Source organism: Leifsonia sp. NPDC058248, from assembly GCF_042881905.1.
In the GTDB taxonomy this organism is placed as follows: domain Bacteria; phylum Actinomycetota; class Actinomycetes; order Actinomycetales; family Microbacteriaceae; genus Leifsonia.
In genome coordinates this window covers 610,423-622,405 of the sequence record NZ_JBHVXB010000001.1, presented here as the reverse complement: position 1 = coordinate 622,405, position 11,983 = coordinate 610,423, and the positions used below count along the sequence as shown (strand labels likewise).

Here is an 11,983-nt window from a genome sequence, read left to right as displayed (position 1 = left end):
CACCAAGTCCGGACTCGATTGCTGTGCGGGGCGCGGCGGGGCGGGGAGGAGGGTCAGAAGGCGTCGGGGCGCGTGAAGGCGTCGGCCGACGGGCGTTCCTCGGGGCGCAGGTGCGACCGGATGACCGGGAGCGTGCGCGCGATCGCATGATCGATGCGCGCGCGGAGGTCGTCGGAGGAGATCTCGTACTCCGAGAAGTCGCCTTCGCTCGCGTAGATGCCGAGCGGAAGCGTCAGCGACTGGAAGAACCCGAAGAGCGGACGCATCTGGTGCTCGACCAGCAGGGCGTGACGGTCGCTGCCGCCGGTGGCCGTGAGCACGATCGGCTTGTCCACGAGGGCGTACTGTCCGATGTGGTCGAAGAAGAGCTTGAAGAGGCCCGTGTAGGTCGCGCGGTAGGCCGGGGAGCCGACCACCACGACATCCGCCGCCTCGACCGTCTCGAGCGCCGCCTGCACCTCCGGCCCCAGCTGGCTGCGGAACGCGCCCGCCCCCAGCCCGGCCAGCAGGGGCGCCAGCTCGATCACCGTGGCGGTGCCCCCGACGGCCGCGGCGAACGCCTCCGTCACACCGGCGACCAGCGTCGTGGTGCGCGACGGATGCGTCGGGCTCCCGCTGACGCCGACGATCGAGATCGGCGGCAGCCCGACATCCGGCGGCGTCTCCTCACCCATCAGAACGACGCCACGTTCGCCGCGCCCAGGCTGAGCGGCTCGATCGGGTTGTCGAGATTCGCCCCACCGCGATAGCGGGCCCCGATGTGACGGTCGGGGAGGCGGTTGTTCCCGGCGCCGAAGAGTCGTTCGCGGAGCGTCGCGGGACGGGCATCCGGCTCTGGCAGACGACCGCGGCGACGCAGCTCCGGCACGACGAGCTCGGCGAAGTCGCGGGCGGTGTCGAACGAGTGGTACTGCCGCAGGTTGATCCCGTCCAGGCCGTCCTCGTCGAGCCAGCGCTCGATCGCGTCGGCCACGACCTTCGGCGTCCCGACCACGAGGAAGCGGTCGTCGCGCGAGCCGGCGATGAAGTCCAGCGCCTGGCCGACCGTGCGGTCGAGCGGAAGGAACGGCACGGCCTCGGGCGCGACACCGGCGCGCTGCAGAGCATCCCGGACCGTGATGTCACGCGGGAACGCGGTCAGGTCGACGGGCAGGCTGCTGTGGGCCAGGATGCCGTCGAGGCTCGCGTTCTCGCGGTAGAGGCGCCACTTGTCCTCCGCCTCCTCCTGCGTGCGTCCGACGATGACGCCGGCCATCGCGATGAACTTGATGTCGTCGGCGTCGCGCTCGTGACGCACCGCAGCGGCCCGCATGGTGTCGGCGTTGCGGCGGAACTCCTCGGTCGTGCGGCCGCCGGTGAAGACGACCTCGGCGTGACGGCCGGCGAACTCGGTGCCGGCCGGCGAGCCCGTCGCCTGGAAGATCACGGGCGTGCGCTGGGCCGACGGATGCACGATGTGCGGTCCCGCGACACGGTGACGCTCCCCCACGTGGTTGATGTAGCGGACCTTCGACGGGTCGGTGAAGATCTTGCGCTCGCGGTCGGCGATCACGGCGTCGTCGTCCCACGACCCCTCCCACAGCTTGTAGAGCACGTCGAGGTATTCGTCGGCGTACTGGTAGCGCAGGTCGTGCGGCACCTCGCCGTCGAGCCCGAAGTTGCGGGCGGCGTTCGGCAGGTAGGAGGTCACCACGTTCCAGCCGACGCGTCCCTTGGTGAGGTGGTCGAGCGTGGACATCCGGCGCGCGAACGCGAACGGCGGCTCGTAGGTGGTCGAGAAGGTGACCCCGAAGCCGAGCCTCTTGGTGACCGCAGCCATGGCCGGGATGACCAGCAGCGGGTCGAGGTTCGGGCTCTGCAGCCCCTCGCGCAGCGCCGTCTCGGGGCCGCCCCGGAACACGTCGTAGGCGCCGATCACGTCGGCGAGGAAGATGCCGTCGAATCCCCCGTCTTCCAGGATGTGCGCCAGTTCCACCCAGTAGTCGATGTCGGCGAACCGTTCCCGGTTGTTGCCGGGGAGCGTCCAGAGTCCGTGCGTGATGTGGCTCACGCACGCCATCTCGAACAGGTTGACGAACAGTTGCTTCTTCTCCGCCATGGGTCAGGCGCCTTTCCGGGCGAGCTCGCGGTCGCTCGTGCTTCGGGGGAACGCGCCGCGAGACCGCGGCGCAGGATGACGGTCGTCCAGCAGCGGCGTGCGGGACGGCCTCTCTCGCAGACTACCGCGGTGAATGTGCGGGTTCGTGTGCGCTGTGCATACGCCGTAACGCAGAGGACGGGGCATGGCTACTCTTTCTCGGACGTCGCGGAGGTGAACGACGACGGGTCGAATTCTGGGATGGATGCGATCAGGTCGCGTGTGTACGGATGCTGCGGCCGGCCGAAGATGTCGTCGGGCGTGCCGTGCTCCACGACGACGCCGTCCTTCATCACGAGCACGCGGTCGCTGAGGTGGCTGATGACGCCGAGATCGTGCGAGATGAACAGATAGCTGACCCCGGACTCCCGCTGGAGGGCGACGAGGAGGTCGAGGATCTGCGCCTGGATCGTGACGTCGAGTGCGGACACGGCCTCGTCGAGCACGATGACCGCCGGCCGCGGGGCGAGGGCGCGCGCGATGGCGACCCGCTGACGCTGGCCGCCGGAGAGGCGCAGCGGGAAACGGTTCAGCACCGGCTCCGTGAGCCCGACCTGCTGCAGCAGTTCGAGCACGCGCTCGCGGCGGGCGGCCGCGCTCTCGAACCGCTCGCCACGGAGGGCGTCGAGCAGGATGCGCTCCACATTCCAGCGCGGATCGAACGAACTCAGCGGGTCCTGGTAGACGACCGCGATGCGCGGCCGCAGCGTTCGGCGCCTGCGTTCGGGCAGCGACGACCAGTCGTGACCGAGCAGCCGCACCTCGCCGCCGTCGAGCGACTCGAGGCCGAGCGCGAGCCGGGCGGTTGTGCTCTTGCCGGAGCCGGACTCCCCGACGATGCCGAGCGTCTCGCCGTCCGCGAGCGAGAACGACACCCCGTCGACGGCCCGGGTGACGGTGCCGTCGGGCGTCTGGAAGCGCTTGACGAGACCGGTCGCTTCGAGCACGGGGGCGGCTGGATGCTCGTCCTGCGGCGTGTTCGGCTCGGGTCGGGCATCCGGAGCCACCACGGTCGCCGGGCTGAGAGCCTGGCCGCGCGTCGCCTCGCTGGGAACGGCGGCGATCAGCGCTGTCGTGTACTCGTGCCGCGGCGACCCCAGCACGTCGGCCGCGGTGCCCTGCTCGACGACCTCGCCGCCCCGCATCACCACGATCTGGTCGGCGAGCCGGGCGACCACCGACAGGTCGTGGCTGATCAGGATGATCGACGCGCCCCGCCGTTTCATCTGCTCCAGCTGCGCGAGCACCTGCGCCTGCACGGTGACGTCCAGCGCGGTGGTGGGCTCGTCGGCGATCACGATGTCGGGGTCGAGCGCGATGGCGGAGGCGATGAGCGCCCGCTGCCGCAGGCCGCCCGAGAGCTGGTCGGGCCGCTGCCGCGCGCGGTTCTCCGGGAACGGCACGCCCACGCGCGTGAGCAGTTCGACGACCCGCCGCTTGCGCGCTGCGCGGTCGCCCCACTTGTGCAGGCGCAGCGCCTCGGCGATCTCCGCGCCCACCGGCCGTAGCGGGTCGAGGGACACGAGGGCGTCCTGCAGCACGAAGCCGATGTCACGTCCCCGGATGCGCCGCCACTGCCGCGCCGTGAACGAGCGCACGTCCTCGTGGTGGATCTCCAGCACCTCCGCCTCGACCACGGCGTTGCGACCGGCGAGCCCGACCAGCGAGCGGGCGGTGACGCTTTTGCCCGATCCGGACTCCCCGACGATGGCCACGCACTCCCCCGGCAGCAGCTCGAACGAGACGCCGGAGACGACGTCGCGCCGCACGCCGTCGACGATGAAGCCGGCGCGCAGGTTCTGCACGCGTAGCCGGGTGGCCGGCCAGTCCAGGTCGTCGACGAGGAGTTCCTCGGTTGCAGCGACGGTCATGATCTCTCGCCCTTCTCCAGGTACGACTGCAGGTGACGCCCGATGGTGGTGGCGGCCAGCGCGACCGCCACGATGACGAGGCCCGGGATGACGATCAGCCACGGAGCCTGGATGATGTACGCGCGACCGGCGTCGAGCAGCGCGCCCCACTCCGACGACGGCGGCGCGACGCCGAGACCGAGGAACGACAGGCTGGACGCCCACACGATCGACTGCCCGATCGACAGCGCGAACACCGCGACGAGGGGCCGGATGGCGTTCGGCAGGATGTGCGACCGGATGATGCGCGAACGCGAATGCCCGAGCGCGGTCGCGGCCTCCACATAGCCGGAGTTCTTGGCCGAGAGGATCTGGCCGCGGACCATCCGGGCGTAGCCGGGCGCGGTTCCGAGGCCGACGGCGAAGATCTCGGTTGTGGCCGACGGCCCGGCGATGGCGATCAGCAGGAGGGCGAGCAGCAGGGCGGGGAAGGCGAACATCACCTCGACGAACCGGTCGACCACGACGGCCGCCGGTTTGATCGCGAGCGCGGCGAGGGTGCCGAGGACGATCGCGACGCTGACGCCGACGGCGGCGGCGCCCAGACCGATCAGCAGAGACTCGCGGGCTCCGTAGACGACGCGGCTGTAGAGGTCGCGACCCGACTCGTCCGTTCCGAACCAGTGCGCCCAGGACGGCGGCTGCAGCGCCGCCGGGTAGTCGAGTGCGGTGGGACTGTGCGTCGCGAGCAGCTGCGGCGCGACGGCCGCGACGGTGACCAGGACGGCGAACCCGATCGCCAGGTAGAGACCCCACGGCTTTCGGGCGAGGGTGGCCGCGACTGCTTCCGCGCGGCTCGGAGCGTGAAGAACGGTCATGAGATGTCCAAGCGGGGATCGATGAGCGTGTAGACGATGTCGACCAGCAGGTTCGCGATCACGTAGACGACCGCGACGAGCGTGACGATGCCGACGACGACGGGCAGGTCCTGCGAGTTCACGGCGGACACGAGCACGGATCCGATGCCCGGCCGGGAGAAGATCGACTCGACGATCACGGCCCCCGACAGGGTCGCTCCGAGTGCCCAGCCCGACAGCGTCACCGCCGGGATGACCGCGTGTCTCAGGACGTGACGCAACCGGATGCCCCAATCGCCCATCCCGCGCATCCGGGCTGTGACCACGAACGGTTGCTCGAGGGCACGTTCGAACTCGGCCCGCGTGCTCTGCGCCATGAAGCCGGCCAGCGGGATGGCCAGGGTGAGCGCCGGCAGGATCAGCCCGTTCACCCCGGTGCCGCTGATGACGGGGAACCAGCGGAGTCCGAGGGAGAAGACGAGCAACAGGATGATGCCGAGCCAGTAGGCGGGAAGGCCGGCGGCGACGACATCGACGGTCGACCCCGCACCGCGCATCCGGGGACCGCGACCGGCGGTCAGCAGCACCCAGGCGACCATGATCACCCAGGCGAACACGATGGCGGCGAGCGAGAGCGCGACGGTGGCCCCGAGCTGTTCGCCGATGATCGCGGTGACCGGGCGGAACTGCTGGTACGAGGTGCCGAAGTCGCCGACCACGAGCCCGCGGAGGTAGTCGATGTACTGCACGATCACCGGCCGGTCGAGGCCGTACTGGGCGTTGATCGGAGCGAGCTCTGCGGCCGTGCGTTGCTGCGCCTGCCCGGCCCGGATGTTCAGGATGACCGTGGCCCGGTCGCCGGGGAGGGCCAGCTGGGCGAAGAACGCGACGGTGGCCGCGCCCCAGAGGACCACGACGGCTGCGAGGATCTTGCCGGCGAGGCGACGGGCGATCAGCGGGCCGCGTGCGGGGCGTCGCTCTCGCTCCTGGTCGGGCGGGGCCGGCTCGGGCCGGGCCGGCGCGACGGCCGGCCCCGCGAGAGTCGCGTCATTTGACGAAGTAGGCGTCATAGAACGTCGGACCTCCCTGTGCGTGCTCCTGCCACACGCCCTTCAGCTTCGGCGCGACCGCGAGCGTGCTCAGCCGGTCGTAGACGCCGATGGAGAGCGCGTGCTCGGCGATGTAGTCCTGGGCCTTCTGGTAGTCGGCGTTCTGGGTCGCGACGTCGGCTTCGGAGTTGGCGTCCAGGATGAGCTTCTCGAGCGTCGTGTCGCTGGAGAAGGTCGAGTTGGCGTAGTTGGGGTTGTCGGCGGTCGACGGTCGGTAGTTGATGTAGAGGATCCCCGCGGTGACGGCCGTCCAGTACCCGACGTTGATGTCGTAGTCGTCCGGCGTCGAGTACTTGCCCGCGAACAGCTCGCTCTGCGGAACCGGGATCAGCTTCACGTCGAAACCGACCTTCGAGGCCTGCTCCTTGACGCCCTGCAGGATGGCGGCGCCGTCCTGGTTGATGATCGAGCCGGCACCGTACGGCAGGATCACCGACAGCGTCTTGCCGTCTTTGGTCCGGATGCCCTGCTCGTTCTTCTTCGACCAGCCGGCCGCATCCAGCAGCTGGTCCGCCTTCGCCGTGTCGTAGCTGTACCAGCCGGCCGCCTTCTCGCTGTAGCCGGGCGTGGCCTGGCTGACGCCGCCGTTGCCCTCGACCGGGATGACGCCGCGGCCGATGGTGTCGACGATCTGTTTGCGGTCGAGGCTGTACGCGAACGCCTGGCGCACCTTCTCGTCGGTGAACACGCCCTTCCGGGTGTTGAACGAGAGCTGCTGCGGGCGACCCGGCGTCACGTACTTGTCGAGCTGGTAGCCGCCCGACTTCAGCGCGCTCCACTGGACGGCCGGCACATCGTAGACGGCGCTCACCTGGCCGCTCTGCAGGGCGGCGACACGGGTGGTCGGGTCGGCGACGAACTTCCAGTCGATCTCGTCCACGTAGGCCGGGCCGGTGTGGAGGGCGTTCGCGGGCGGCGAGGTGTAGGCCGCGTTGCGGGTCAGGATGATGTCCTGACCGCGGTTCCACTTCTTCACGGTGAAAGCGCCCGAGCCGATGGGGGCTTCGCAGTTCTGCTCCTTGCTGCGGGTCTCGAGGGCGTGCTGCGACTGGATGCCGAAGTAGCCCTGCGTGAGGTTGTCGGCCAGGCGCGGGTACGGCTTGGACAGGTCGATCTGCAGCGTGAGGTCGTCGATCGCCTTGGCGTCCTTGAAGTAGCCGCCGAGCCAGACGGCGGCCGTGCTGTTGCCGCCGTCGTTGACCCAGTAGTCGAAGTTGTAGGCGACGGCCGCGGCGGTCAGCGGGGTCCCATCCGTGAACTTCACACCCTTCTTGAGCGTGAAGGTCCAGTTGAGCCCGTCGGCGGACGGCTTCCACGACGTGGCGAGCCACGGGACCACCTTGTGGTTCTCGTCGAGCGAGGTGAGGCTGTCGAGCACCTGATAAGAGAGGTACGCCTGCTCGATCCAGCCGCCGAACACGCAGGACGGCTCCTGCTGGTGGGCGTAGACGATGGTGCCGCCCTTCACCTTCTCGCCGGTGCCGGATGCGGCGGTGGCGCCGCCGGCGCAGGCGGTCATGGCCAGGACGCTGCTGACGGCGATGGCGGTGGCGACGAGCGCTGTGCGAGCTGTGCGAGCTGTGCGAGCTGTGCGAAGTGGACGCGAACGCATGCTGGGACTCCTGAGCTTGGGGGTGTGTGCGGGTGCTCAGAAAGGTACGGCGGTGCTCGTTGCACCGACTACGGGACGGCGTCGGAAAAGGACACAGAGCGAAACCGGCCGACATGTGCTTGCGCGCGACGAGGCCGCTGCGGTAAAAGCCTCGGGGCAGGTCAGTCGCGGGGGACGACGGGCGCGCTCGCGACGCCGTGGGCACGGCCGCTGAGTTCGGAGTCGAGGGTCTGTTGGGCATCCCGCATCGACTCGGCGTACTGCGGATCGGAGAGCCGCGCCCAGGTCTGATCCTCCGGGACGTCCTCGACACGCGACATCACCCACCAGATGCTGCCGAACGGGTCGCGCAGCCGGCCGCCGCGGTCGCCCCACGCGCTGTTCGAGAGCTCGGTGACGATGCGGGCGCCGGCCGTGAGCGCCCGCGCGAAGGCCGCGTCGGCATCCGGCACGTAGACGCGCAGCAGCGACGGCATCACAGGCCAGTCGGCTCGGCGGTCGAACGCCAGCAGGGTCGTGTCGCCGACCCGGATCTCGGCGTGCCCGATGCTGCCGTCTTCGACGCTGACTCTGGCGAGCTCGGTGCCGTCGAAGGCCGCGGTGATGAAATCGAGGAGGGCGCCGGTGTCGTCGGTGACGATCCAGGGCGCTACGGAGGTGTACCCGGTCGGGGTGTAATCGGTCATGGCTCGGCCTCTCGTTCGCTCGTGCTGCGTACGACGCTTCGTACGCTTCGTACGCTTACGACGCTAGGCGCGATTGAGGACAGATTCTGTCCTGATCACCGGAGGAACGCGATCTGCTCGACGAGTCAGTCGGTGCCGGAGTCGAACGCGGCGCCCTCCGAGGCGAGGTCGGTGGCGCGTTCGAGGGCGTCCGCGAGAGCATCCGGTTCTTCGGTGCCGCCCAGGATCTCGCCGGCCTCCCCGGCCTCGAGCGTGCCCACCAGCTCGGCCGTGGTGCCTCCGATGAGGCCCGCCGCCGCGTACTGCTCGAGGCGCGAGCGCGAGTCGGCGATGTCGAGGTTGCGCATGGTGAGCTGGCCGATGCGGTCGTCGGGGCCGAACGCGGCGTCGCCGACACGCTCCATCGAGAGCTTGTCCGGGTGGTAGCTGAGTGCGGGGCCCGTGGTGTCGAGGATCGTGTAGTCGTCGCCACGACGCAGGCGCAGCGTGACCTCTCCGGTGACGGCCGAGCCGACCCAGCGCTGCAGGGACTCGCGCAGCATCAGCGACTGCGGGTCGAGCCAGCGGCCCTCGTACATGAGACGCCCGAGACGACGGCCCTCGGCATAGTAATTGGCGACCGTGTCCTCGTTGTGGATGGCGTTGAGGAGGCGCTCGTAGGCGATGTGCAGCAGCGCCATACCTGGCGCCTCGTAGATTCCGCGGCTCTTCGCCTCGATGATGCGGTTCTCGATCTGGTCGGAGACGCCGAGTCCGTGACGGCCGCCGATCGTGTTCGCCTGGAGCACCAGCGCGACGGGGTCGGTGAACTCGACGCCGTTGATCGCGACAGGGCGTCCGGCCTCGAAACGCACCGAGACCTCCTCGGTGACGACCTCGATGTCGTCACGCCAGGCGGCGACGCCCATGATCGGCTCGACGATGTCGAGACCGGAGCTGAGCTCTTCGAGGCGCTTCGCCTCGTGGGTGGCGCCCCAGATGTTCGCGTCGGTGCTGTACGCCTTCTCGGTCGAGTCCCGGTACGGGAATCCGCGGGCCACGAGCCACTCGCTCATCTCGGTGCGGCCGCCGAGCTCGCTCACGAAGTCGACGTCGAGCCACGGCTTGTAGATGCGCAGCCGCGGGTTGGCCATGAGGCCGTAACGGTAGAACCGCTCGATGTCGTTGCCCTTGTAGGTCGAGCCGTCGCCCCAGATGTCGACGCCGTCCTCCTTCATGGCGCGCACCAGCAGCGTGCCGGTGACGGCGCGGCCGAGGGGCGTGGTGTTGAAGTAGGTCTTGCCGCCCGAGCGGATGTGGAACGCGCCGCACTGCAGGGCGACGAGCCCCTCCTCGACGAGCGCGCTCTTCGCGTCGACCAGGCGGGCGATCTCGGCACCGTACTCGTGCGCGCGGGCCGGCACCTTGTCGATGTCCGGCTCGTCGTACTGGCCGATGTCCGCCGTGTAGGTGCAGGGGATGGCCCCCTTCTCGCGCATCCAGGCCACCGCCACGGAGGTGTCGAGACCTCCGGAGAATGCGATGCCGACACGCTCGCCGACAGGGAGACTGCTCAGAACCTTGGACATACCAATACTCTAGGGCGCGTCGCGGGGCGCCGGCACGCAGCCCGTCCCGTGCCCGTCCGTGACGGGCGCGTCTGCGGGCGGAGACGCTCGCGCCCCACTCGCGTGCGACTCCGGATGCTCTGGCGCGGGTCGCGGGAAGCCGCGATACTGAGCGGCATCGGGTTCGCCGGAGAGCTCGCGGGAGGGGACCACGAAAATGACCGCTCAACACGGCGCCGAATCGGATGACAGCGCGTTCGTCCGATTCCTGAAACGCAAATGGCTCGCCATCCTGCTGGTGGTGCTGCTGATCGTCGTCGCCATCCAGAACGGGGTCGCCAACGACGAGGCCACCATCTTTCTGCTGTGGACCCAGCTGACCATCCCGACGTGGCTGCTGGTGCTGATCGTGTTCCTGATCGGGGGAGTCGTCGGCTGGATCTTCGCCCGGAACAGGGCTGCGCGCCGGGCCCGGCGCTGACGGGTGCACCAGACCGGTCCATCGCACCGGTAGATTCGTGACTCATGTTCGGTTTCACAACGGGCCAGCGCTCCGCCAGCGGTGAGTATCGCGACGACAATCAGGATTCCCTGTACGCGTCGCGCTGGTCGGCGTTCGTGGCCGACGGCGTGGGGGGCCATGCCGGCGGGGACGTGGCGTCCGCGACGGTCACGATCCGCATCGCGGCGACCCTGGACGCGACGCACGGGCGGCTGACGTCGGACGAGAGGCTGCGGGAGCTCATCGCGGTGGCCAACTCCGACCTTGCGATCCGCGCCCAGCACGACCCGCAGCTCGCCGGACTGGCGACGACGCTCACCGGTGTCTTCTCGGACGGCTCGAGCATCCGGATCGCGCACCTCGGCGACTCGCGCGCCTACCGGGTGCGAAACGGCCGGGTCACTCAGATGACGCGTGACGACTCCCTGGTGCAGGACCTGGTGGACGCCGGAAAGCTGACCGCCGAGGAGGCGCAGTCGCATCCGTACCGGTCCGTCGTGATGCAGGTGCTGACCGGTTCGGCGGACGACGCGGTGGCTCTGCACATCGGGAGCGACGTGCCGCAGGCCGGCGACCGCTGGCTTCTGACCAGCGACGGGCTCACCGACTATGTGCCGGAGGCTGTCGTGTTCGACTGCCTGACCAGGGCCGCCGCACCGCAGGAGATCGCCGATCTGCTCGTCGAGACGGCCATCGCCATGCAGGCCCGCGACAATGTGTCGGTGATCGTGGCCGACGTGGTGGACCTCACCGGTGAACCGCCGTATGAGCCCGTTTTCGGCGGTTCGGCGGCGCTCGATCCGGCGTCGGTGCGCGGGCTGTAACACTGGGCGAGCGCGGACGGTTCTCCACAGGGTGCGGGCGCCCTGGTGCGGTGAGTTGTCGCAAAGTGTCGTTATGGGCCCGATTTCGGGGCTTATAACGACAGTTTGGGGCAACTCACGGGCGGGACGGGCGCGTCAGCGGTTGGCGCTTCGCCGCAGCCAGCCGACGATCGCCGTGATCACGAGGAGCACCACCGCGATGATCGCGAGCCAGAGCAACCCCTTGATGGCGAAGCCGAGAATGGCGAGAACCGCCCAGACGACGAGCAGGACGATGATGAGTGTGACCATGCTGCGAGACAACTCCGGATGCACGTGACCGTCAAGGGCCGGCAGCGTCACGGTGCGGCGGTCACGAGATCGGGCCCCACGCCTGCGCCGCGGCGATCGCCGTGCAGACCAGGGCCACGATCGCCATCGCGCCGAAGAGCGCGGCCATCGTGAAGAGGCGCAGCCGACCACGGCGGACGACGACGCGCACGATGATCAGGGCGACATAGAGAAGGAACACGAGGCAGGCGCCGACCAGCGCGACGTCGAAGTGGAGGGCGCTCAGAGGGATGAGCACGCCGAGCGAGATCGCGCCGAGCACGCCGCCGAGCACGAGCCATTCGCGGCCGCTCGAGACGGTGAGCGCGGGCTGAGACGTCACGCGGGTCTTGTCGTCGCCCGGGCCGGTCATGCGGACCCTGCTCTGGTCATACTCGAATTCAACGCCTGCGCCCGCCGATTTGGCTAGAGCCTCGCCGTTTCGGTCAGAACCCCGCCGCTTCGGCCAGAACCCCCGCCGCTCCGCCCGAGCCACGCCGCTCCGCCTGAGCCACGCGGATTCGCCCACTGCCCCCGCCGCACCGCATTC

The 11,983-nt window shown here is 69.5% G+C and carries 12 protein-coding genes; 2 read left to right on the top strand and 10 right to left on the bottom strand.

Going from position 1 to position 11,983, the window contains the following annotated elements; genetic code table 11:
- Nucleotides 1–53: 53 nt before the first annotated feature.
- From msuE to argG, 8 genes are all read right to left on the bottom strand, one after another.
- Complete coding sequence (gene msuE, locus ACFVV5_RS03110; protein WP_387238766.1) at nt 54–674, bottom strand: FMN reductase; 621 nt, start codon at nt 672–674, stop codon at nt 54–56.
- On the bottom strand, nt 674–2,098 hold the full coding sequence (locus ACFVV5_RS03105) for an NtaA/DmoA family FMN-dependent monooxygenase (RefSeq protein ID WP_387238763.1): 1,425 nt from the start codon (nt 2,096–2,098) through the stop codon (nt 674–676). The genes msuE and ACFVV5_RS03105 overlap by 1 nt, the downstream gene beginning before the upstream one ends.
- A gap of 188 nt (nt 2,099–2,286) precedes the next feature.
- Nucleotides 2,287–4,008 (bottom strand): dipeptide ABC transporter ATP-binding protein, encoded by a 1,722-nt coding sequence (locus tag ACFVV5_RS03100; protein ID WP_387238760.1) that lies wholly within the window; start codon nt 4,006–4,008, stop codon nt 2,287–2,289.
- A complete protein-coding gene (locus tag ACFVV5_RS03095) occupies nt 4,005–4,865 on the bottom strand; it encodes an ABC transporter permease (protein ID WP_387238757.1) in 861 nt (286 codons plus the stop codon). Before ACFVV5_RS03095 ends, ACFVV5_RS03100 begins: the two co-directional genes overlap by 4 nt.
- The gene (locus ACFVV5_RS03090; protein ID WP_387238755.1) at nt 4,862–5,914 is read right to left on the bottom strand and encodes an ABC transporter permease; all 1,053 of its coding nucleotides are present in this window, start codon (nt 5,912–5,914) and stop codon (nt 4,862–4,864) included. Before ACFVV5_RS03090 ends, ACFVV5_RS03095 begins: the two co-directional genes overlap by 4 nt.
- Nucleotides 5,892–7,565 (bottom strand): ABC transporter substrate-binding protein, encoded by a 1,674-nt coding sequence (locus ACFVV5_RS03085; RefSeq protein WP_387238753.1) that lies wholly within the window; start codon nt 7,563–7,565, stop codon nt 5,892–5,894. Before ACFVV5_RS03085 ends, ACFVV5_RS03090 begins: the two co-directional genes overlap by 23 nt.
- A 161-nt stretch (nt 7,566–7,726) precedes the next feature.
- Entirely contained in the window at nt 7,727–8,251 is a 525-nt protein-coding gene (locus tag ACFVV5_RS03080) for a VOC family protein (RefSeq protein WP_387238751.1), read from the bottom strand.
- Between the two features lie 125 nt (nt 8,252–8,376).
- Nucleotides 8,377–9,819: an argininosuccinate synthase gene (gene argG / locus ACFVV5_RS03075; protein ID WP_387238749.1), complete on the bottom strand. Its 1,443-nt coding sequence runs from the start codon at nt 9,817–9,819 to the stop codon at nt 8,377–8,379.
- 196 nt (nt 9,820–10,015) lie between these two features.
- On the opposite strand from argG, the gene ACFVV5_RS03070 reads away from it, so the two are divergent.
- Nucleotides 10,016–10,279 (top strand): LapA family protein, encoded by a 264-nt coding sequence (locus ACFVV5_RS03070; protein ID WP_387238747.1) that lies wholly within the window; start codon nt 10,016–10,018, stop codon nt 10,277–10,279.
- Nucleotides 10,280–10,323: 44 nt separating this feature from the next.
- The gene (locus tag ACFVV5_RS03065; protein ID WP_387238745.1) at nt 10,324–11,124 is read left to right on the top strand and encodes a PP2C family protein-serine/threonine phosphatase; all 801 of its coding nucleotides are present in this window, start codon (nt 10,324–10,326) and stop codon (nt 11,122–11,124) included.
- 135 nt (nt 11,125–11,259) lie between these two features.
- Here the strand turns inward: ACFVV5_RS03065 and ACFVV5_RS03060 are convergent, their stop codons facing one another.
- Nucleotides 11,260–11,415 (bottom strand): hypothetical protein, encoded by a 156-nt coding sequence (locus ACFVV5_RS03060; protein ID WP_387238742.1) that lies wholly within the window; start codon nt 11,413–11,415, stop codon nt 11,260–11,262.
- Between the two features lie 61 nt (nt 11,416–11,476).
- Nucleotides 11,477–11,806, bottom strand: coding sequence for a hypothetical protein (locus ACFVV5_RS03055; RefSeq protein WP_387238739.1), 330 nt, complete (start codon nt 11,804–11,806; stop codon nt 11,477–11,479).
- Nucleotides 11,807–11,983: the final 177 nt, after the last annotated feature.

Bases quoted from the DNA above. Each gene is read 5' to 3' on its own strand.
- msuE (WP_387238766.1), bottom strand. From the start codon at position 674: ATGGGTGAGGAGACGCCGCCGGATGTCGGGCTGCCGCCGATCTCGATC.
- ACFVV5_RS03105 (WP_387238763.1), bottom strand. From the start codon at position 2,098: ATGGCGGAGAAGAAGCAACTGTTCGTCAACCTGTTCGAGATGGCGTGC.
- ACFVV5_RS03100 (WP_387238760.1), bottom strand. From the start codon at position 4,008: ATGACCGTCGCTGCAACCGAGGAACTCCTCGTCGACGACCTGGACTGG.
- ACFVV5_RS03095 (WP_387238757.1), bottom strand. From the start codon at position 4,865: ATGACCGTTCTTCACGCTCCGAGCCGCGCGGAAGCAGTCGCGGCCACC.
- ACFVV5_RS03090 (WP_387238755.1), bottom strand. From the start codon at position 5,914: ATGACGCCTACTTCGTCAAATGACGCGACTCTCGCGGGGCCGGCCGTC.
- ACFVV5_RS03085 (WP_387238753.1), bottom strand. From the start codon at position 7,565: ATGCGTTCGCGTCCACTTCGCACAGCTCGCACAGCTCGCACAGCTCGC.
- ACFVV5_RS03080 (WP_387238751.1), bottom strand. From the start codon at position 8,251: ATGACCGATTACACCCCGACCGGGTACACCTCCGTAGCGCCCTGGATC.
- argG (WP_387238749.1), bottom strand. From the start codon at position 9,819: ATGTCCAAGGTTCTGAGCAGTCTCCCTGTCGGCGAGCGTGTCGGCATC.
- ACFVV5_RS03070 (WP_387238747.1), top strand. From the start codon at position 10,016: ATGACCGCTCAACACGGCGCCGAATCGGATGACAGCGCGTTCGTCCGA.
- ACFVV5_RS03065 (WP_387238745.1), top strand. From the start codon at position 10,324: ATGTTCGGTTTCACAACGGGCCAGCGCTCCGCCAGCGGTGAGTATCGC.
- ACFVV5_RS03060 (WP_387238742.1), bottom strand. From the start codon at position 11,415: ATGGTCACACTCATCATCGTCCTGCTCGTCGTCTGGGCGGTTCTCGCC.
- ACFVV5_RS03055 (WP_387238739.1), bottom strand. From the start codon at position 11,806: ATGACCGGCCCGGGCGACGACAAGACCCGCGTGACGTCTCAGCCCGCG.